Source organism: Niveibacterium microcysteis, from assembly GCF_017161445.1.
Lineage (GTDB): Bacteria > Pseudomonadota > Gammaproteobacteria > Burkholderiales > Rhodocyclaceae > Niveibacterium > Niveibacterium microcysteis.
In genome coordinates, this window is record NZ_CP071060.1 from 2,344,849 (window position 1) to 2,364,708 (window position 19,860).

General features: G+C 57.6%; 18 protein-coding genes. 17 read left to right on the top strand and 1 reads right to left on the bottom strand.

Annotated elements, in window-relative coordinates; all coding sequences use genetic code 11:
* Window positions 1-31: 31 nt before the first annotated feature.
* The 9 genes from epsE to JY500_RS10620 all read left to right on the top strand — a co-directional run bounded on the left by epsE (window position 32) and on the right by JY500_RS10620 (window position 9,931).
* Window positions 32-889 carry a polysaccharide export protein EpsE gene (epsE, locus tag JY500_RS10580; RefSeq protein ID WP_246479871.1) on the top strand — a complete coding sequence of 286 codons (858 nt, stop codon included), beginning with the start codon at window positions 32-34 and terminating at the stop codon, window positions 887-889.
* Window positions 890-900: 11 nt separating this feature from the next.
* On the top strand, window positions 901-2,301 hold the full coding sequence (gene epsF / locus JY500_RS10585; protein WP_206256322.1) for a chain length determinant protein EpsF: 1,401 nt from the start codon (window positions 901-903) through the stop codon (window positions 2,299-2,301).
* 173 nt (window positions 2,302-2,474) lie between these two features.
* A complete protein-coding gene (gene epsG, locus JY500_RS10590; RefSeq protein ID WP_206256323.1) occupies window positions 2,475-3,368 on the top strand; it encodes a chain length determinant protein tyrosine kinase EpsG in 894 nt (297 codons plus the stop codon).
* Between the two features lie 104 nt (window positions 3,369-3,472).
* Window positions 3,473-4,378: an exosortase B gene (xrtB, locus tag JY500_RS10595; RefSeq protein ID WP_206256324.1), complete on the top strand. Its 906-nt coding sequence runs from the start codon at window positions 3,473-3,475 to the stop codon at window positions 4,376-4,378.
* Window positions 4,375-5,106 (top strand): exosortase-associated protein EpsI, B-type, encoded by a 732-nt coding sequence (gene epsI, locus JY500_RS10600; RefSeq protein WP_206256325.1) that lies wholly within the window; start codon window positions 4,375-4,377, stop codon window positions 5,104-5,106. Before xrtB ends, epsI begins: the two co-directional genes overlap by 4 nt.
* Window positions 5,103-6,170: a cellulase family glycosylhydrolase gene (locus JY500_RS10605; protein WP_206256326.1), complete on the top strand. Its 1,068-nt coding sequence runs from the start codon at window positions 5,103-5,105 to the stop codon at window positions 6,168-6,170. Before epsI ends, JY500_RS10605 begins: the two co-directional genes overlap by 4 nt.
* 5 nt (window positions 6,171-6,175) lie before the next feature.
* Window positions 6,176-7,516, top strand: a complete 1,341-nt coding sequence (locus JY500_RS10610) for an O-antigen ligase family protein (RefSeq protein ID WP_206256327.1) — start codon at window positions 6,176-6,178, stop codon at window positions 7,514-7,516.
* Window positions 7,517-7,548: 32 nt separating this feature from the next.
* On the top strand, window positions 7,549-8,742 hold the full coding sequence (locus JY500_RS10615; RefSeq protein WP_206256328.1) for a glycosyltransferase: 1,194 nt from the start codon (window positions 7,549-7,551) through the stop codon (window positions 8,740-8,742).
* A gap of 79 nt (window positions 8,743-8,821) precedes the next feature.
* Window positions 8,822-9,931: a glycosyltransferase family 4 protein gene (locus JY500_RS10620; protein ID WP_206256329.1), complete on the top strand. Its 1,110-nt coding sequence runs from the start codon at window positions 8,822-8,824 to the stop codon at window positions 9,929-9,931.
* Here JY500_RS10620 and JY500_RS22370 read toward each other — a convergent pair.
* Complete coding sequence (locus JY500_RS22370; protein ID WP_343073482.1) at window positions 9,901-10,359, bottom strand: hypothetical protein; 459 nt, start codon at window positions 10,357-10,359, stop codon at window positions 9,901-9,903. The genes JY500_RS10620 and JY500_RS22370 overlap by 31 nt on opposite strands.
* A gap of 123 nt (window positions 10,360-10,482) precedes the next feature.
* On the opposite strand from JY500_RS22370, the gene JY500_RS22375 reads away from it, so the two are divergent.
* The 8 genes from JY500_RS22375 to JY500_RS10660 all read left to right on the top strand — a co-directional run bounded on the left by JY500_RS22375 (window position 10,483) and on the right by JY500_RS10660 (window position 19,814).
* Complete coding sequence (locus JY500_RS22375; protein WP_343073483.1) at window positions 10,483-11,190, top strand: glycosyltransferase family 4 protein; 708 nt, start codon at window positions 10,483-10,485, stop codon at window positions 11,188-11,190.
* Entirely contained in the window at window positions 11,180-12,676 is a 1,497-nt protein-coding gene (gene murJ / locus JY500_RS10630) for a murein biosynthesis integral membrane protein MurJ (protein ID WP_206256331.1), read from the top strand. The genes JY500_RS22375 and murJ overlap by 11 nt, the downstream gene beginning before the upstream one ends.
* A 52-nt stretch (window positions 12,677-12,728) precedes the next feature.
* Window positions 12,729-13,349 (top strand): acyltransferase, encoded by a 621-nt coding sequence (locus JY500_RS22320; protein WP_206256332.1) that lies wholly within the window; start codon window positions 12,729-12,731, stop codon window positions 13,347-13,349.
* 1 nt (window position 13,350) lies between these two features.
* A complete protein-coding gene (locus JY500_RS10640; protein ID WP_206256333.1) occupies window positions 13,351-14,538 on the top strand; it encodes a glycosyltransferase in 1,188 nt (395 codons plus the stop codon).
* Window positions 14,535-15,725, top strand: a complete 1,191-nt coding sequence (locus JY500_RS10645; RefSeq protein ID WP_206256334.1) for a glycosyltransferase family 4 protein — start codon at window positions 14,535-14,537, stop codon at window positions 15,723-15,725. Before JY500_RS10640 ends, JY500_RS10645 begins: the two co-directional genes overlap by 4 nt.
* 55 nt (window positions 15,726-15,780) lie before the next feature.
* Window positions 15,781-17,103 carry a UDP-glucose dehydrogenase family protein gene (locus tag JY500_RS10650; RefSeq protein WP_206256335.1) on the top strand — a complete coding sequence of 441 codons (1,323 nt, stop codon included), beginning with the start codon at window positions 15,781-15,783 and terminating at the stop codon, window positions 17,101-17,103.
* Window positions 17,104-17,182: 79 nt separating this feature from the next.
* Entirely contained in the window at window positions 17,183-18,634 is a 1,452-nt protein-coding gene (locus JY500_RS10655) for a phosphomannomutase (protein ID WP_206256336.1), read from the top strand.
* 76 nt (window positions 18,635-18,710) lie between these two features.
* Window positions 18,711-19,814 (top strand): nucleotidyltransferase family protein, encoded by a 1,104-nt coding sequence (locus tag JY500_RS10660; protein ID WP_206256337.1) that lies wholly within the window; start codon window positions 18,711-18,713, stop codon window positions 19,812-19,814.
* The last annotated feature ends 46 nt before the right edge of the window (window positions 19,815-19,860 follow it).

Consider the following 19,860-nt stretch of genomic DNA (forward strand, 5'->3'; position numbering starts at 1 on the left):
TGTCGCAGTAACGAATAGAGGCAACAGAAGCATGTATTCACTTAGAGCATCCATCTCCAGGGTTCAGCGCATTGTCCGTCTAGCGGCGCTCGCCCTCTTTGGCTTTGCCATGACCGGCGCAAACGTCTGGGCTGCCACTGAGCAGCCTGCGGTCGAGAAGGGGGCTGAATACCTGCTAGGTCCGGGCGATGTCATTCGCATCAGCGTATTCCAGAGCCCGGATCTCTTGCTCGAGACCCGTGTATCCGAGAACGGTAGCATCAGCTACCCGCTTATCGGCAATGTGAAGGTCGGCGGGCTTGCGCTATCCGTGGCTGAGGCCAAGATCGCCAAACTTCTGAAAGACGGCGGTTTTGTCGTGCAGCCGCAGGTTTCGATCCTGCTGTTGCAAATTCGTGGCAACCAGGTTGCTGTGCTGGGTCAGGTCAATCGCCCCGGCCGCTACCCACTCGAAACCGCGAACACGCGCCTGTCAGACATGCTCTCCCAAGCGGGCGGCATTGCTGCGACGGGCTCTGATGTTGTCATTTTCTCAGGCGTGCGCGACGGCAAACAGGTTCGTCGTGAAATCGACATCGCCTCGATGTTCCTCCGCGGCGATGCCCAAGACGACCTCTCGCTCAAAGGCGGAGACATCCTTTACGTGCATCGCGCCCCGGTGTTTTACATCTACGGCGAAGTGCAGCGTCCCGGCGTATTTAGGGTCGAACGCGACATGACCGTCATGCAGGCCCTGGCGTCAGGCGGCGGCCTCACCCAGAAAGGTACCCAGCGTGGTCTAAGAATTCATCGCCGTGCCGCCGATGGAAAAGTCCAGGTCATTGAGCCTGCGCTCGACGAGCCAGTACGCCCCGACGACGTCGTGTACGTCAAAGAAAGCATTTTCTGAAAGACGTCACCATGACTCTCCAACAGTTTCTCCTAACACTAAAAGCGCGCCAGAAGACGATTTGGATTGTTTTCTTCAGCGTTGTGAGTCTTGTTGTCACACTTAGCCTGGTTCTGCCAAAGAAATACACAGCTAACGCGTCGGTGTTGGTGGACGTAAAGTCCAGCGATCCGATTTACGGCGCAATGATGCAGGCGCAGTTTCTTCCGGGCTATATGGCTACTCAGGTCGACATCATTACAAGCGACCGCGTGGCCCAGCGCGTCGTAAAAATGTTGGGCCTCGACAAGAACCAAGACGCTATTGCGCAATGGAAGGAAGAGGGCGAAGGAAAGGGGACGATTGTCAGCTTCTTCGCAGAGGCGCTCCAGAAAAAGCTGGACGTTCGTCCGTCTCGTGAGTCAAGTGTCATCACAATTGCATTTACCGGGGCCGATCCTGCTTTTGCCTCTAGTGTTGCAAATGCCTTCGCACGGGCCTACATGGACATCAACCTTGAGTTAAAGGTTGAACCAGCAAAAGAGTACGCGTCCTGGTTTGGCGACCGGGCCAAACAACTACGCGATAGTCTAGAAACAGCGCAGTCCCGCCTTTCTGCGTATCAGCGCGAAAAAGGTATCGTGGCAACCGACGATCGCTTGGATGTTGAGATCGCTCGGTATGCAGAGCTCTCGTCACAATTGACAGCGATCCAAGCGCAACGATCGGATTCCGCGTCGCGCCAAAGGCAAGCTAGTGGAAGCATGGGTACTTCGCCCGACGTGATCAACAGCCCGCTCATTCAATCGCTGCGCGCCGACGTCGCACGTCAAGAGGCGAAGCTAAAAGAGATGGGCGGGCAACTTGGCCAAAATCACCCTCAATATCAGCGAACGGAAGCAGAACTGAATGCGTTAAAGGCGAAGCTGGATTCAGAGATGCGCCAGGTCGCCTCATCAGTCGGCACATCCAACATCGTCAATGTTCAGCGCGAATCCGAACTCCGCGCCTCGCTCGAGGCTCAAAAGAAAAGAGTACTTGAACTTCGCGCGCAACGAGATGAAGTGGCTGTCCTGCAGCGTGATGTGGAGACCGCGCAGCGCGCCTACGATCTCGTTGGGCAGCGGTTGTCCCAGACCAGCCTGGAGAGCCAGACGCAGCAGACGAACATCGTGGTGCTTACTCCGGCCGAACCTCCAACCAAGCACTCCAGCCCGCGCCTATTGTTGAACACGCTACTGTCGATATTCTTGGGAGGCTTTCTGGGCGTTGGGACGGCGTTTTTGCAAGAGATGCTGAATCGCCGCATTCGCAGTCAAGAAGATCTTTTCAATGCCCTTGGCGTACCCGTTCTGGCCACGCTTGAACACGAACAAAAACCTGGCGTGCGCCGATTTGGATTTGCGGGGCGCCGTGTAGTGTCGGCCTCTTAGGAGCAGGAATAGGCGCCAATTTCATCGAGCACGCGCCGCAAACGAGATAGTTCGATTCGGCCACTGCAGCACTTAGAAAATCGCGTTGCCCGCATGTGATTGTGCGATTCCAGCGCACAAACAGCCATAGCGAGAGATAGGCGGCTTACGCGCCAAGAGGTCATGAGATGGATATGAACCCACCCAGCAGTATTGACGAACCGGCCCGCACGCACGCCCAAGGCGCCGGCAGAGAGCGCTCCTTGGGAGCGATCCTCATTGATTCGGGGCGGTTAAGTGCCGACGGGGCGGAGAAGATCATCCGAGAACAGAAGGCCCACGGCCTTCGTTTTGGCGATGCAGCGATCCGACTAGGCCTACTCACCCAAGACGACGTTGATTTCGCGCTCGCTCGCCAATTCGACTATCCGTACCTCGGCGCTGGCGATACTTCGCTTTCCGAGAATATCGTCGCCGCGTATAGGCCCACAAGCGCCATTGTTGAGCAATTACGGGCTCTAAGAAGTCAGCTCATGGTGCGTTGGTTTGGGGATGAGCCGAATCAACGTGCGCTCACAGTCGTAAGTGCTGACCGCCGTGAGGGTAGGAGCTTTATAGCGGCGAATTTGGCCGTGGTGTTCTCGCAGCTCGGCGAGCGCACCCTGCTCATCGACGCCGATCTGCGCTATCCGAGCCAGCAGGCTCTATTCAAACTGGATCCCCGGACCCCTGGCCTGTCGAGCGTGCTCTCGGGCAGGGCAAACGGCGAGGCGATAATCCGGATTCCGTCTTTGCTCGGGCTGTCTGTGCTGCCCGCAGGGGCGCTTCCACCGAACCCGCAGGAGCTCATTGCACGCCCGCAATTCGGACGGCTTATCGAAAGGGTGTGCGAGTCGTTTGACGTTGTAATCATCGATACACCTGCTTCGGATACGGCCGCGGACTTTAACGTGATTTCGTCGCGAGCGAAGGCTAGCCTCGTTGTTGCCCGTCGTGACCACACTCCTGAACCCAAACTGAATAATCTAAGCAAGACCTTGCATGCGGCAAACGTCGCCGTAGTTGGTGCGGTACTCAACGCCTATTGAACGCGTGTTAGTCAACTCGCAAAGCGACGAAACTAACTGCCCCAACGACACGAAACACTACGAGTGACGATCCTGTGACTATTCAAAGGAGTACGGCGCCTGTCTTGCAGCGTAACGCCGTAAGCGATGAGAAGCAATCGAGCGCAACGCGAGATGTGCTGATTGCTTGGGCTGTGCTAGTTGCCGGCCTTTCCGCTCTCTACCTGCCGACCTTTTCGGATCTATTCGGGGGAATATGGGCGACAGATCAGAACGCTCATGGCCCCATCGTGTTGGTTGTTTCGTTCTGGTTTCTCATCTTCAAGGCGCGAGAAGTTGGCCTGCCTGAATTCCCCGACACTATTAGAGGCTCTGGGGCGGGGTGGTCGTTGCTTGTTATCGGGTTAGTGCTGTACGTGCTGGGCCGGTCACAGTCGGTTTATCTATTCGAGGTCGGTTCGCTAATATTGGTCTTGGCCGGTAGCGTGGGGCTTTTGTTTGGACTGAGCTTTCTCAAACGCCTCTGGTTCGCCTTCTTCTTTATGGTTTTCATGATTCCGATGCCGGGATCGCTAGTTGATACTCTGACCCAACCGATGAAGCTTGCGGTTTCATGGGGGGCCGAGCACGTTCTTTACGCACTGGACTACCCAATCGCTCGAAACGGGGTTGTTCTTAGCATTGGCCCATATCAACTCCTCGTGGCGGACGCGTGCGCTGGGCTTAATTCACTATTTACGTTAGAGGCACTGGGGCTGCTTTACATGAACGTCATGCGTCATGAATCGGTGCTCAGGAATGCACTGCTTGCTGCGCTCATCGTTCCAATCAGTTTTTCATCGAATTTGGTCCGTGTGGTGACCTTGTCGCTCATTACGTACCACTTTGGCGACGATGCGGGGCAGGGTTTCTTGCACACGTTCTCCGGGATGGTTCTCTTCATTACTGCGCTGCTTCTTATCATTGGCCTCGATTCGCTACTTCGGACAGTCGCGCGTATCCGTCAAAGACGGATCGGAGCGTCGTCATGACCACGCTGAAGCTCCCGTCTATTGAGTTCAGTAGAGCGATTTGGATCGCGGTTTCGTGTTTGATCGCTGCGGGTCTTGCTCTTGTCGCGACGCCACGTTCCCAGCAGGTAAGCGCGGTTGCTAGCCTGGAGGAGAATGTGCCGGGCAGCTTCCGCGATTGGACGTTGGTGCCAAGCTCGCTGGTGCAAACCGGATTAACCCCCACCGCTCAACGAGCCAATGAGAGCGCCAATGCCACCTATGATCAGGTGGTAATGCGCACCTACCAAAACGGCTCTGGCAACAAAGTGATGCTTTCGGTCGCGTACAGCCAGAGCCTGCGGCAGGAGATAAAGATCCACCGACCAGAGCTTTGCTACGTCGCACAGGGGTTTCAGGTTCTGTCTCTCTCGGACGCTCGGTTCCCCCTTTACGGCGGCCCGACTCATTCCCCGATCACCGGAAAACGCATGATCGCTGTATCGGGCGACCGAATGGAGCTCGTCAGCTATTGGATTCGTGTTGGCGATATCTTTACGGAGAACGCGCTTCAATCTCGATTGCACATCTTTCTAAAAGGCCTGCACGGCGAGATTCCAGATGGGGTTCTTGTCCGAGTCTCGCAAATCCTTCCAAAAGGAGCGCCTAGCGAGGAGCAAGAAAAGGCCTTTACGTCGCAGGAACGTTTTCTGGTCGATCTCATTGACAGCACGCCTGCCGCCGGCAACTTACTCCTGGTGAGACGATGATGCTCTGCAATATCGACAAGCTTCCAAAGCGCGCCGCGCTGGCCATGCGATTCACGCTTCGGGCTACGCTGGCTGTGGTTCTTCTCTTCACGGCTTCGATTTCAGCTGTCGCTGCCAAGGATGAAACTCCCATCCTTGGCGTTTGTGAGCACCTCTGGGGAGCGCCGACGGATTTGATTGATCGAACAATTGACGCGGCCGCGGCGGCGAACCTCAAAGTCATTCGGTGGGATACCCCCTGGAAGGCGGTGGAGGTCGAAAAGGGAAAGCTTGTTGTTCCTCCGCTGTGGGATTACATCGTCGATCGCGCTCGGTCAAAAGGTGTCCAGTCCCTAATGATCCTCGATTACGGAAACAAGCACTACGATCAGGCCGACAAGCCTGTATCCCCTGAGGCGATTGAAGCGTTTTCCCGATACGCTGAGTTTCTGGCGCGCCATTTCGCCGGGCGCGTTCCTTACTTCCAGATATGGAACGAATGGGACGGGCGGACCGGCAATACGACTCCTGGAAGTGCACGTGACTATGCTCGCTTGGTCTCAGTCGTTTACCCGAAGATCAAGGCAGTCGCGCCGGACTCTATTGTGATTACCGGGAGCTTTGACTCCTCTGCATACGACAGTCTGGTCGGATATGGAAACAAGAAGCGGACTTTGGACGATTTCCTTAGTATGCGCGAGACAGCCGTTACCGGTGATGCGGTTGCAATTCATCCGTATGTCGTCTACCGGAACGGGCCTATGCGTTCGTACGACGGTTTTGCACAGTTGCTCACAGCGGCCGTGAAGCGCATCAGGGCTACACCGGGTTTCGAGCGTAAGCCGATATTCATTACGGAGCTTGGTTGGACGACAGCAAGCGCTCATGAGCGAGGGGTCAGCGAAAGCGACCAAAAAGACTACATCGTGCGTGGGATCAAGCTGGCGAAAGACCTCGGTGTTGCCGCTGTCATGCTCTACGAACTGAGAGACGAAAATACGAATCCTCGTGACCCTGAGGGAGCGTTTGGATTGCTTCGTCATGACTGGTCGCCCAAACCCGTATATCAGTCTCTGAAGCGCTGACCGCGATGCCCGCCGTGCATACACCTCGACCGCAGATACATGCCGTGCCCGGCGCGTATTTTCCGTCCAACGCGGAAACACATGAGGCCCGAGGCCGATCTAGGCTATCGAAATTTCTGTTATTCGCGACGGCAGTCGCGACCTATCAGATCTACTTCCTGCCGGTACTTGGAACATTCTTCCCGATATCTATCTTCCTGATATGGGCCTGTGTTCCCTACATTAATAAGTTGCCCGAAGACCGTTCAGTTTGGATCGCGAGCGTGATATACGTTGTGTCGATTGTGCTGAGCATTGGGTGGTCTTCAGACTTTGGGGCATGGGCTAACGCCGTCGTATACGGATTTATCTATTTCATTGCATTCTTCGCGGCGCGTTCCGTGGCAGATCAAGCGGCCATGGAGAGAATCCTCAAAACTTTTGTCTACTTTGCGGCCATTAACGCAATTCTGGTTATCGTTTTCCGGTTTCTGCCGTCAATCGAAGCGGCGTTTCTTAACTCCGGAGCGATCAATCTGTTTAAGAACCCGAAGCGGGTCGCCAATCTTGTGGCATTTAAGCCAAACGTCCTGGACCCACTCAAAGCAGGTGGCGTCTTCGATAATGCCAATACCGGTGCCGCATTCAGTCTGTTGTGTGTTGGCGCAACGCTTTCGGTTTTCGACAAGATCAATCGCACCCTGCGTTGGTTCCTATTGATGTTATTCATTGTCGCTGTAGGGGCTTCCGGCTCGAAGTCAGCGGTGATTATCCTCGTGGGTGGATTTGCGCTTTGCACCTTATTCACACTCAGTGCAATCAAGGATCCGTTTCTGCGCGTCGCAATCGTCTGTTTCGGGTTTGCCGCGGGTGTGGCTGGCATATGGGGGATCGAGTGGCTGCACAGTGCAGCAACCGGCTCAGAGTTCGGTCAGCAGACGGCACAGACGTCAACGTATCGGGCGCTATTGCTCCAGATCGCCGCAAAGGCCTTCTTTCAGCATCCGATCCTTGGTCTGGGATTTGGTGGTTGGGGCAAAGTCATGGAGCAGTACGCCTTTTTGTTTGGCGTTGAGGACTATTGGCCTCCGCACAACGGAGTCGTGCTCGCATGGACCGAGAGCGGTGTGGTTGGCGCTGTCGCGCTCGTATCGGCCTGTTTGATCGCCATGGCTCGGCTCGTAAAGGGCATGACGAAATCCGACTCTAGGCTTCGTGCCACAGGCGCCTTTTTCGCACTGTTCTGTACTTTTGTGATGTCGCTGGGCGACACATTCCCGTTGATCGGCTCCCAAAACGCCGCAGTACCGCTTGGCGTTGTTGTGGCATGGGGCCTTTTTTCCGCAAACCGCGATTCAAGCCGCTGACGTGGCCGCGCTGCACGGCCGCTCAGGCCACCGTGCAATCGCCCGGTTTACTTGATTCTCACGGGATGCTGCATACAAACATGAATAACGTTGAACCAACCCCGAAGGCGATGAAAGTTGGCGTATATCGCCTTCAGCTTTTCAAGCCGTCCGAGACTTTCATAGCCGCCCAGGCGAAGGCGATGCCGACCGCCGATCCGCTGCTGATCGGCCGGGCCATGTTCGGGCCTGCAGACCCGGCGCTCGCACATTGGGTCCCCCCGGACCTCAAACGCGCTCGCCTGTTGAGATTTCTGGCCACTGCAACGCCGACCCCATATCTCGCCGGCCTGCGGGGGCGGGGGCTGGAGCTATTGCACGCACATTTCTCGATTGACGGCCTCTACGCGTTGCCGCTTGCGCGCGCGCTCGATGTACCACTCGTAACGACGCTGCATGGCTTCGACATCACTACGAGCCGCCAGCACTTCCTGCGGAGTGGCCGCCCCGCGCTGGTGCGCTACGCGATGCTGCAGGACCGGCTGAAAGCAGACGGTTCGCTCTTCATATGCGTATCGCGCTTCATTCGCGATGCTGCGCTGAAGGCCGGCATGCCGGAGCACAAGCTCCGCGTGCACTACATCGGAATCGACACGTCGCAGTTCGAAGCAACGCCGGTCGAGTCTCGCCCCCGATTTGTCCATGTTGCGCGCTTGGTGGAAAAGAAAGGGACGCGTTACCTCCTAGATGCGTTCGGGCAAGTCCACCAGAAACATCCGGACATCTTGCTGGACGTCATTGGTGATGGCCCGCTGCGCGCGGAGCTCGAGGCGCAGGCAGTTGACCTCGGCATTTCGAAGAGCGTCCGGTTCCTGGGTGTTCAGCCGCACGACAAGGTCCGCAGCACGCTACAGGGCGCCAGCGCGCTGGTGCTGCCAAGCGTGACTGCGGCGTCCGGAGACGCCGAAGGGCTCGGAATCGTGCTCCTTGAGGCGTCTGCTACGGGCGTGCCCGTCATCGGTACCTATCACGGGGGCATTCCCGAGGCGGTCGAGGAGGGCAAGACCGGTCTGCTCGTTCCGGAACGTGACGTCCACGCACTCGCATTAGCGCTCGACACCCTCGTCAGCGACGCTTCGCTACAGCAACGGATGGGGCTGGCGGCCCGCGAGTTCGCGCGCACTCGATTCGACATTCATCGCCAGTCCGCCGAACTGGAAGGGCATTACACAGAGCTATGCAAATGATCTTCTGCACCAAAGCGAGGGCAGCCTGATGCGCATTCTAGGTGTGGCACGCACGTTGCCATTTCACAGCATCGGCGGCATGCAATCGATCGCCTGGGATCTCTTCCGCGAATTCGCAAGAGAGGGTCATGAGGTCACTGTCCTCACGACGCGTATTGCTGGCGAGCCCTTTGGTGAGTCGACGCGTGATGGCGTCCGTGTTGTTGCACTCGAAGGCACAACAGCGGAACGTTGTGATAAGGCGTGGTGGCGTCTGAGTGCGACTTGGTTCGAAGCCAATCATCAGCGCTTCGACGCGGTCCTGAGCATCAGCTCCGCCGCCGCAAGCATTGCAGAAAAAAGGGCACTCGCGCCCACAATGCCGTTCTTGTTTCAGGCACACGGCACCTCCTGGGGCGAGATCGTTTCGAAGTGGCGCACCGGACGCCCGTTGCAATGGGCCAAGTCGATGCGAAACGTCTATTGGCTGTTCAAGGACGCACTGATCTATCGTCGGTTTGATCACGTCGTGCTGGTTGGTGACGTTTTGGCGAACCAGTTTTCCAGTGCGCCCGTCGCCTGGTACGCGCGCGGTGTCCCGACTCGCCTGATCCGCAATGGCATCGACACGCAACGATTCCGCCCGGACTCTGCTGTGCGCAAGCAGATCCGAACCGAACTGGGTTGGAACGAAGCGGATCGCGTCGTCGCTTTCGCGGCGCGCATGCACCCGCAGAAAGGCGGCGAATCGACACTCAAAGCGTTCGCCGAAATGGCGGCCGACAGCCACCGGCGTCTGCTGATGATCGGCGACGGCGAAGACCTGCCAAGGCTGCGCCAGCTCGCCGCTACCCTGGGCTGCGCTGACCGCGTGACCTTCACTGGTGCCGTGTCGCGCGAGCGCGTGCTGGCACTGCTAGCGGCATGCGACGCATTTTGCTTTCCTTCGCTCAGGCAGGAAGGCCTCCCGATGAACGTCCTTGAGGCGCTCGCATGTGGCCTACGGCCAGTCTGCTCGGACAACATGAAAGATGTGTTCGATTCAGAACTTCCGATCGCCTATGCGCCACCGCGCGACGTTCACAAGATCGCGGCGAAGCTCGCTGATGCGCTCGTGCATGGTTGTGCTAACGCGTCATTGCTGACGCCGAGTTACACGCTCAAGCACTGCGCCTCCGCTTACCTTGACCTCCTACGGGGCGCCCGATGAATTGTGCTGCAGATATGGCGCCGCGTGCACCCGAGGTAATGCCAGCGGACCTCACCGGCGCTGACAAGGTAGCGGTCGGTCCGCTGCGCGTCGCTGTTGCCGCGAGGGATGTGGTTGGTACTGGCGGTGGAACCGTAGCCATCGAGACCGTCCGGAACTTTGACGAGAGCGGCCACACCGTTGCGTTTGTCGTCGACACCGATGTTCCAGCAGACCTCAACACCGTTGCGCTTTCCAGAACCGCGTTTGGAAACGCGCTCAAGCGTTGGCACCCGCAGGGTCGTATGGCGTCGCGGCTCAGGCATTTTCTCCAAATGTTCATATTCTCCTGCTTGGGGCGGTGGCGTTTGGCGAAGCTTGAGAAACAGGGCTATGTATCGATCGACCACAACATCGAGGCCTTCGGCGGCGACATCGTCGTTCTCCATAACGTATTCATTGCGCAATACAAAGCCGACAGGCGGCCGCTCATTCGAAAGCTCCCGCAATTTCTAAACCCGGTCTTCGTGTTTCGCCTGGTCCGGGAGCAAATTGCGCTTCGCTCCCGGAGGGTGCAGGCCGTCGTTGCGGTTTCAGAACAGACACTAGAGGAGGCGCGCCCATACCTGCGAGCTGACGCGCTGCAATTCGTCATCCACAACGGCATCAATCTGTCGCGCTATCACCCGCTGGACGACGCAACACGCACCGCGAACCGCCAGGCGCTTGGCGTTGCCGAGCGTTTCGTGATGCTCTTCGTTGGGCATGAGTTCGAGAGGAAGCGGCTTGACCTCGTGCTTGAGGCAATCGCTGCTTTACCGCCAACCGTGTGCTTGTGGGTCATTGGTGGGCGTGGCAGTTCGTCAGCCCAGTATGCTGATCTGGCGCGGCGCCTTGGCGTGGCGGAGCGCGTGCAGTTTCTCGGCACCGTCAATGATGCAGAACGTTACTACCAGGCCGCCGACGTTTTCGTATTGCCGAGTGACTATGAAACCTGGGGGCTTGTCGTGATGGAGGCGATGGCCTGCGGCACGCCGGTTTTGATGACACCGGTGGGATGCGCGCCCCACGTAGTCCGCGACGGTGAAACCGGCTACCTGGTCGACTACCACGCCCAATCAATCGTCGAGAAGGTCTCTGTACTGCTATCGGACGGGGCTCGATACGCCGCAATGCGGCGAGCCGCCCGCCTTGCCGCTGAGCCGTATGGCTGGAGCGGTGTCGCACGCAAGTACCTCGACGTGGTGGCGGCGGTGCGGGAGCGGATGCATGGCGCGTAACGTATTTTCGATTGCGATCGGAAACCTCGCATCCAAAGGGCTTGGCATTGTCCGAGAACTGCTGTTCGCGGCGTCGTTCGGTACCGGCGACACTGCCGCAGCCTTCCGCATCGCGCAGACCGGCTTCCAGCTGCCCTCCCAGGCGCTGGTCGGTGACGCGCTCAGCGCCGGTTTGCTTCCGCTTTACCGCAAGCTCAGCGCGGAGAGCAAGGATTCGGCACGGGTTTTAGTTTTGGTCGCCTGTTTCTATGGGCTGATCTTCTCGGCGGTCGTTACGATCTTGCTCTACCTCTACTCGGAGTCTGCTGCGAGATTTATCGCGCCGGCGGTGGAACCATCGGTATTGGCCGTCGCCAGCGGACTGCTGAAAGTCTTAGCGTTGGCAACGCCCTTCTACGTCCTAAGCGGAACCATTTCTTTCGTTGAAGCAAGCTTCGGAAGCTTCGGAGCAATCGCATGGCGTCCGGTGCTGCTGAACGTTGGTTCGATCGCTGGTGTCGGCCTGGCGGTTCTATTTCACGTAGATCATTGGCTTGCAACCGCGATTCTCATAAGCCACGTCCTTTTCTTCATGTGGACCGTTCTAGAGCTGCGGCGCCTCGATCGACTCATGCCGGAAGGCCCGATTGCTGTTACGGTGGTCCGTCAAATCGGCAGTCGATTTGCTCGCAACATGCTGCCTCTTTTGGGATTGCCATTAATCGCCCAAGTCAATGTTTTGGTTGAGCGAATTGTCTCGTCTTGGATCGGAACGTCCGTGATTCCAAGCGTCGACTACTCGCGGTTCATAGCAGACACCACTGTGCAGCTGATCGCGATGCCTCTTGGGGTCCTGACAATGTCCAAACACGGAGGCGTGGACACAAAAGAGGCGCGAACTCATATACGCGACGTCTCCGCAACCATTGTTCTGATTGCTTTTCCTCTGGCCGTTATCATTTCGCAAAATGCGGAAGACATCATAAGAACTCTGTTCGCACGAGGGGCCTTTAACGAACAGTCAATCTCAAGTACAGCTGACGTTTTGCGGTGGATGGGTGGTGCGCTGGGAATGACGATTACGGCCTACTACCTTGTGAAGGCACTGAATTCGCAGTTGCGCAACGTTGAGGCGTTGATGATAACTATCGCGGCGTGTTCGGCAAACATGCTTGTAAACGTGCTGCTGTGGCGGTCGTATGGTGCACAGACCGTCGGCATGGCTGTTGCCTCCTACAGCATGGTTCTATTTACGTTGTCGTTTACACGCTTACATCTTTGGCGAGAGCTTGGCCCCTTTCTGGCTGTGGTTGTGGGTTGTTGTTTCGTTCAATTTGTTCTGACTCGATATCTAGCAGAAGGGCTTGCGTACCCCTATGGACTCATTGCGAGTTGTGTAGCTACGTTGGTCCTTTGGGGGGTGCTGTCCATCGTTGTGCCTCCTCTTCGGACGGCAGCTCGCCCGGTGCTTTGTCGGATCCCGGTGATCAAGTCGGTCTTTAGATAGGCCCAATCCATAGGGGCCCACGCTGTGATGAACAATTTTAGGATGGGTGGCGATGTCGGCATTTCGATTGCTTAAACCAAAGTTTGTACTGGCGCTATTCAGAAACTTGGCATTTAAGCTGCGCCATCGGTCGGCGTTTGATTTTGATATTTTCAAAACGTACATCGACTCTTCCGCACTGATAGAAATCGTTGGCGGCGGCAAGATTGTGTTTGAACGCGGGAAGCGAATCTACATATCGCGTGGATGCGTCATTCGAGCGTCTGGAGGAATACTCACAATCGGGCAAGGCGCCTTTTTCAATCAAAACTGTGTTGTGGTATCCCATCAATCGGTCAGCGTTCAGGCCGACAGTATGTTCGGACCAAACGTTTGCGTGTTTGACGCGGACCATGCACACGATGATTTGAGTATTCCATTTAGCGCTCAGGGGTACGTCAAGGCCCCAGTAACGATTGGGAAGAATACATGGCTTGGTGCCAACGTCATCGTGGCGAGAGGTGCCGGGATCGGTTCGAATTGCATAATTGGAGCAAATGCAGTGGTACGAGGACGAATTCCGGATGCGTCGGTTGCAGTTGGAGCTCCGGCGCGCGTTGTGAAGCGGCTCGACGCGAAAATGGATTGTCATTGGGGTAGTGCCCCGCTCGTCGCTACAGAAAGGGGGCTGTGATATGGACGTAGTGTTGCTCTCGACCGCGGATTGGGACAATCCTTTCTGGACCAATAAGCAGCACGTTGCCGTGGAGTTGGCCCGGCGCGGGCACCGGTTGCTTTACATTGACTCGCTGGGGTTGCGACGCCCGTCTGCCAGCGCGCAGGACTTTCGACGGATTGCCAATCGGCTGAAGAAGGCGGTGCGTCCGCCGCAACCGGTGCGGGAGCGGATTTGGGTTTGGTCGCCGTTCGTCATTCCATTCCAGCGTTATGCATGGGTGCGCGGGCTTAACCGCCGCCTGCTCGACTGGGGCCTGCGCTTCTGGATGTGGCGACTGGGTTTGAAGCCGGAGTTGTTCTGGACCTACAACCCGATGACCACGCGCCTGTTTCGTGATGAACAGTTCGCCTGCCGCGTGTATCACTGTGTGGACGAGATCAAGGCCCAGCCGGGAATGCCGTCGGAGGAGATCGAGCGCGCGGAGCTTGAGCTGACGGCACACGCCGACGTGTGCTTCGTTACGGCCGAGCATCTTCTGGAAACACGACGAGCAATCAATTCGAATACTCACTATTTCCCGAATGTGGCCGACTTTGCTCATTTCGAGAAGGCTCGCGAGGCGTCAACTGCGGTGCCAGACGATTTGGCTGCGCTACCGGGGAAAAAGATCGGGTTCATTGGCGCGATCAGCGGCTACAAGGTCGACTTTGAGCTATTGAGGAAGATGGCGGAATGCCATCCGGACTGGTCGATCGTAATGATCGGAAAAGTGGGCGAGGGCGATCCCTGGACAGATGTTTCCAGTTTGCAGAATTTGCCGAACATCCATTTTGTTGGCCCCCGCGCGTACGACACCTTGCCGGCGTACCTCAAGGGGTTTGATGTGGCAATACTGCCGAGCATGCTGAACGAGTACACGCGCGGCATGTTTCCGATGAAGTTCTTTGAGTATCTGGCAGCGGGGCGTCCGGTGGTGGCCACCGACCTCCATGCATTGCAGGCGTATGGTCACGTGGCGCACCTGGCACGCAGCCACGACGACTTTATTGCCGGGGTCGAGGCTGCTTTGCGTGGCGAGGTGCCTGCCTTGGAGCAAAGGTTGGACGTGGCGCGTGAGCAGACGTACGAGCGGCGCACTGAGCGCATGCTGGCGCTGGTGCCGAAATACGTACCGGCGGGAACGCTAGCGGAGGCGCAAGCATGAAGGTGGCGATTGTTCATGACTGGCTGACGGTGTATGCCGGCGCCGAGAAGGTTCTGGAGCAGATGTTTGAGATCTGGCCGGATGCAGATCTGTTCTCCGTGGTGGATTTTCTGCCTGACGACAAGCGTTTCTTCGTGAAGGGAAAGCGCGCGACTACGAGTTTCATTCAGCGTTTGCCAAAAGCGGAAAAGCGCTACCGTGCCTATCTGCCTTTGATGCCGATCGCGATGGAGCAACTGGATCTGTCGGCGTACGACGTGGTGCTCTCGTCTAGCCATGCGGTGGCGAAGGGCGTGCTGACCGGACCGGACCAACTGCATGTGAGCTATGTGCATTCGCCGATTCGTTATGCCTGGGATCTTCAGCATCAGTACCTTAAAGAGGCGAACCTGACGAAAGGTTTCAAGAGCCTCGTAGCCCGCGCAATCATGCACTACATGCGGATATGGGATATGCGAACCGCGAATGGCGTCGACGCGTTTATTGCGAACTCGCATTTCATCGCCCGCCGTATCAAGAAGGTCTACCGCCGTAGCGCCGAGGTGATCTTTCCGCCAGTTGATGTTGATCGGTTCACGCTTCGTGAGCAGAAGGAAGACTTCTATTTCACGGCTTCTCGCATGGTGCCGTACAAGAAGATTCCGCTGATTGTGGAAGCCTTTGCGGGTATGCCAGACAAGCGACTCTTTGTTATCGGCGAAGGGCCAGAATTCGAGAAAGCCAAGGCTGCTGCGGCCAACGCGCCTAATGTGACCTTGCTGGGGTACCAGTCGACCGAGGTGATGGTCGATTACATGCAGCGCGCGAAAGCTTTTGTGTTTGCCGCGGAAGAAGACTTCGGCATTACACCGGTGGAAGCTCAGGCGTGCGGAACACCGGTTATCGCGTTCGGAAAAGGCGGTGCGCTTGAGACGGTGCGCGCGGAAGGGCATGGCGAGCGCGATACGGGCTTGTTTTTCAGCGAGCAGACCGTGCCTGCTATCCAGGCCGCGGTTGCGCAGTACGAAGCCGGGCCCGGTTTCAGCGCCGCGGCGTGCCGAATGAACGCCGAGCGATTCTCGCCGCGGAGCTTCCGCCATCAACTCAAAACGATTGTGGATCGCGAATGGCGTGCGTTTCGCGGCAGCGACACGACGCCAACGGCCGACCCTACGACGCCTGAGAGTCGGGATCGCGCAGCAGCGTGACGTCGATTCGTGTCTTGACGCCCCAAATTATTCAAGCTCTGTGGAGTAAGCAACTATGAAAATCACTGTTGTCGGAACGGGTTATGTTGGCCTGGTGTCCGGAGCCTGCCTTGCAGAAATGGGCAATGACGTTCTCTGCCTGGATCTCGACCCGAACAAGATCAAGATTCTGAAAGACGGCGGCATCCCGATCCACGAACCGGGATTGGACAAGGTCGTCGAGCGCAATGTGGCGGCGGGCCGCCTGCACTTCACGACTGACGTAGAAGAAGCGGTTCGTTTCGGCACGATCCAGTTCATTGCAGTGGGCACTCCGCCGGACGAAGACGGTTCGGCGGATTTGAAATACGTGCTGGCGGCGGCCCGCAACATCGGCCGTTTGATGACTGACTACAAGGTCATTATCGACAAGAGTACGGTGCCTGTTGGCACGGCAGACAAGGTACGCGCTGCAGTGGCGGACGAGTTGGCAAAGCGCGGGCTTGATCTTGAGTACTCGGTGGTTTCAAACCCCGAGTTCTTGAAAGAGGGCGCGGCGGTTGAGGATTTCATGAAACCTGACCGCATCGTTGTCGGTGCTGAAGACGAGCGCGCGATCTACATGATGCGCGCTCTGTATGCACCGTTTCAGCGCAATCACGACAAGCTTGTAGTGATGGATGTGCGCTCTGCCGAGCTGACGAAGTATGCAGCAAACGCAATGCTGGCGACGCGGATCTCGTTCATGAACGAACTGGCCCTGTTGGCTGAAAAGCTGGGTGCGGATATTGAATTGGTGCGGCAGGGGATCGGCTCCGATCCGCGGATCGGCTACCACTTCCTCTACGCTGGCTGTGGTTACGGTGGATCGTGCTTCCCGAAAGATGTAAAGGCTCTCATCAAGAGCGGCGCCGACGCGGGCCAGGACTTGAAGGTGCTGAACGCAGTGGAAGCGGCGAACGACGCGCAGAAGCTGGTACTGGTCGACAAGGTGGTCAAACAGTTTGGCGAAGACCTGAGCGGCAAGCGTTTCGCTGTGTGGGGCTTAGCGTTCAAGCCGAATACTGACGACATGCGCGAGGCAACGAGCCGTGTAGTCATTGAAGAGCTATTCAAGCGTGGCGCTACCGTGAGCGCGTATGACCCGGTCGCGATGGCCGAGACGAAGCGGATCTTTGGTGACGAGCCGCGGCTCGCTTACGCACGGAATCCGATGGATGCGCTTGAAGGGGCCGATGCGTTAGTGATTGTCACGGAGTGGAAGGAATTCCGTAGCCCGGACTTTGCGCGCATCAAAGCGGTTTTGCGCAGCCCCGTGGTCTTCGATGGTCGCAACCTGTACGACCCGGCAATGCCTCGCGCCGCCGGGCTGACCTACCTGCCGATTGGCCGTCCCTAACGTTGGGAATACGGATGAGCCTGCGCCCCGCGAGGGGCGACTGGCCATCTTGATTACAGGCTGAAAGGCGGAGAAGGCCATGACTGAAACTAAAAAGACGATATCGATCGCAGCGATTCAGAATGAACGCGGCGTGCGCTTTGGCACCAGCGGGGCGAGAGGCCTGGTGGCGGACATGAGCAGCGACGTGTGCTTTGCGTATACGAGCGCTTTCCTCGAAGCGATTAAGGCGTTCGAGGGCAAGGTTGCGCTTGCGATGGATCTGCGGCCGAGCAGTCCCGAAATTGCCGCCGCGTGTGCGGCAGCGATTGAGCATGCGCGCCTTGAAACGGACTTTTGTGGCACGGTGCCAACGCCCGCGTTGGCGTACCACGCACAGATGCGCGGCATGCCGGGCATCATGGTGACAGGGAGCCACATTCCCTTCGATCGGAACGGCATCAAGTTTTATCGTGCCGAGGGCGAGATCACCAAGACGGACGAGGCAAGAATCAGCGCGGCAGTCGTCGAGATGGGGAGTTCGAGCACTACGCCTTTGCCTGCAGCCAACCGCAGCGCCTTCGATGCCTACGTGGCGCGTTATCTGGATTTCTTCCCTGCGCAGAGTCTGGCGGGAATGCGCCTCGGCTTCTATGAACATTCGAGCTTGGCTCGCGATGTGCTCCGCCGCATCCTTGAACTTCTTGGTGCTGAAGTGGTTTCGCTGGGCCGGACCGACGAGTTCGTGCCGATCGACACCGAGGCTGTGAGCCGCGCTGATGTTGAACAAGCACGTCGCTGGGCAGCAGAGCATCGGTTCGATGCCATCGTGTCGACCGACGGCGATGCGGATCGTCCTCTGGTCGGCGACGAGAACGGCAACTGGTTCCGAGGCGACGTGGTCGGCATTCTTTGCGCCCAGTATCTCCGGGCAAAGGGCGTCGTGACGACGGTCAGTTCGAACACTGCGGTTGAAAAGTGTGGGGCATTCGCAAGTGTGTCGCGGACACGGATAGGTTCGCCGTACGTGATTGAGGGGATTGAGCGACAACTCGCTGCCGGGATATCGCCGGTAGTGGGCTTCGAGCCGAACGGCGGTTTCCTTGTTGGCTCGTCGATCGAGCGCGAAGGGCGACGTCTCGCTCCATTGATGACCCGTGACGCCGTGCTACCGATCCTATGCGTGCTGATGATGGCGCGCGAGCAGGGCGTGAAGGTGTCCGCCGTGTCGCTCGGCCTGCCTAGCCGGTTCACAGCAAGCGACCGGATCCAGTCATTCCCTACGGCGTTGAGTGGCACGCTGATTGCTCGTTTCGCCTCGTCAGCCGCGGCATTTGGCGAGTTGTTCGGCAGCCTGTGTGGCGAGATTGCTTCGCAGGACGAAACCGACGGTTTGCGCGTTACGTTGCGCAGTGGAGAGATCTTCCATCTTCGTCCATCGGGGAATGCTCCAGAGTTGCGTTGCTACGCTGAGGCAGCTACTCAGGAGCGAGCCGAACACTTGGTGAGCGAGGGACTGACGCGGCTGCGCAACCTTGTGCCGCGGCAGTGATTGGATTTCTTAGGTAGTTGGTACGGCTGACACGGTACTTACCGGTCAGCTACATAACAAACTCAAGGAGAGAAAGATGGCCAAGGCATTGATCCTTGCTGCCGGACAGGGCACGCGCGTAAGACCCTTGACGAAGCACACGCCGAAACCGATGGTGCCGATTCTCGGCAAGCCCGTGATGGAGTACTTGATCGATCACCTCGCGCTCTACGGCGTGAAGGAGATCATGGTCAACGTTGCCTTCATGCACTGGAAGATCGAGAACTACTTCGGGGATGGCCGCCGCTTTGGCGTCGAACTCGGCTACTCGTACGAGGGTGTGCGCGAAAACGGTGAGGTGGTGTGCAAGCCGGTCGGTTCTGCAGGCGGCATGCGCAAGATTCAGGATTTCGGCGGCTTCTTCGATGACACGTTCATCGTGCTGTGCGGCGACGCAATCGTTGATCTCGATATCAAGGCCGCGCTATTCGAGCATAAGACTAAGGGCGCAATCGCCAGCGTGATCACGCTGGACGTACCTCGCGAAGAGACGAAGAACTACGGGATCGTCGTGACCGATGAAACCGGACGCGTGACGTCATTCCAGGAAAAGCCCAAGCCCGAAGAGGCCAAGTCGACGGCGGCGTCGACCGGCATCTACATCTTCGAGCCGGAAGTCCTTGATCTCATTCCGCCTGATACCGAATTCGATATCGGTAGTCAGTTGTTCCCGCTCTTGGCTGAGAAGGGGTTGCCGTTCTTCGCACAGAAGCGGTTCTTCAACTGGATCGACATCGGTCGCGTTTCTGACTACTACTCTGTGCTGATGCGCGTATTGCGCGGTGAAGTTGCTCAGATGGATATGCCCGGCAAGGAAGTCGCGCCAGGCGTGTGGGTTGGGCTTAACACCTCGATTGCTTGGGATAGTGTTCAGATCGTGGGGCCGGTTTACATCGGTTCCGGGGTAAAGATAGAACCAGGTTGCAGCGTCATCGGCCCAGCCTGGATCGGTCACGGCAGTCACCTGCGCCACGGATCAAAGGTGATCCGTAGTGTGCTCTTCGAGTACACGCGCCTCGGCGAAGATATGATCTTTGAGGAGATGATCGCGTCTCCACAGTATTGCGTCGATCGAAAGGGTGAAACGATGTACGTCGGTGACGATCGTTGCCTGTTGCGCTGGGGTGACGCGCGGGCGTGAACCTAGTCCCGACCGATCTAGTGCCAGAGAGCCGGCCTTTCGCCGG

Bases quoted from the DNA above. Each gene is read 5' to 3' on its own strand.
- epsF (WP_206256322.1), top strand. From the start codon at position 901: ATGACTCTCCAACAGTTTCTCCTAACACTAAAAGCGCGCCAGAAGACG.
- JY500_RS10655 (WP_206256336.1), top strand. From the start codon at position 17,183: ATGACTGAAACTAAAAAGACGATATCGATCGCAGCGATTCAGAATGAA.
- JY500_RS10640 (WP_206256333.1), top strand. From the start codon at position 13,351: ATGGACGTAGTGTTGCTCTCGACCGCGGATTGGGACAATCCTTTCTGG.
- JY500_RS22370 (WP_343073482.1), bottom strand. From the start codon at position 10,359: ATGGAGAACGACGATGTCGCCGCCGAAGGCCTCGATGTTGTGGTCGAT.
- epsG (WP_206256323.1), top strand. From the start codon at position 2,475: ATGAACCCACCCAGCAGTATTGACGAACCGGCCCGCACGCACGCCCAA.
- JY500_RS10620 (WP_206256329.1), top strand. From the start codon at position 8,822: ATGCAATCGATCGCCTGGGATCTCTTCCGCGAATTCGCAAGAGAGGGT.
- epsI (WP_206256325.1), top strand. From the start codon at position 4,375: ATGACCACGCTGAAGCTCCCGTCTATTGAGTTCAGTAGAGCGATTTGG.
- JY500_RS10660 (WP_206256337.1), top strand. From the start codon at position 18,711: ATGGCCAAGGCATTGATCCTTGCTGCCGGACAGGGCACGCGCGTAAGA.
- murJ (WP_206256331.1), top strand. From the start codon at position 11,180: ATGGCGCGTAACGTATTTTCGATTGCGATCGGAAACCTCGCATCCAAA.
- JY500_RS10645 (WP_206256334.1), top strand. From the start codon at position 14,535: ATGAAGGTGGCGATTGTTCATGACTGGCTGACGGTGTATGCCGGCGCC.
- JY500_RS10605 (WP_206256326.1), top strand. From the start codon at position 5,103: ATGATGCTCTGCAATATCGACAAGCTTCCAAAGCGCGCCGCGCTGGCC.
- JY500_RS22320 (WP_206256332.1), top strand. From the start codon at position 12,729: ATGTCGGCATTTCGATTGCTTAAACCAAAGTTTGTACTGGCGCTATTC.
- epsE (WP_246479871.1), top strand. From the start codon at position 32: ATGTATTCACTTAGAGCATCCATCTCCAGGGTTCAGCGCATTGTCCGT.
- JY500_RS10650 (WP_206256335.1), top strand. From the start codon at position 15,781: ATGAAAATCACTGTTGTCGGAACGGGTTATGTTGGCCTGGTGTCCGGA.
- JY500_RS10610 (WP_206256327.1), top strand. From the start codon at position 6,176: ATGCCCGCCGTGCATACACCTCGACCGCAGATACATGCCGTGCCCGGC.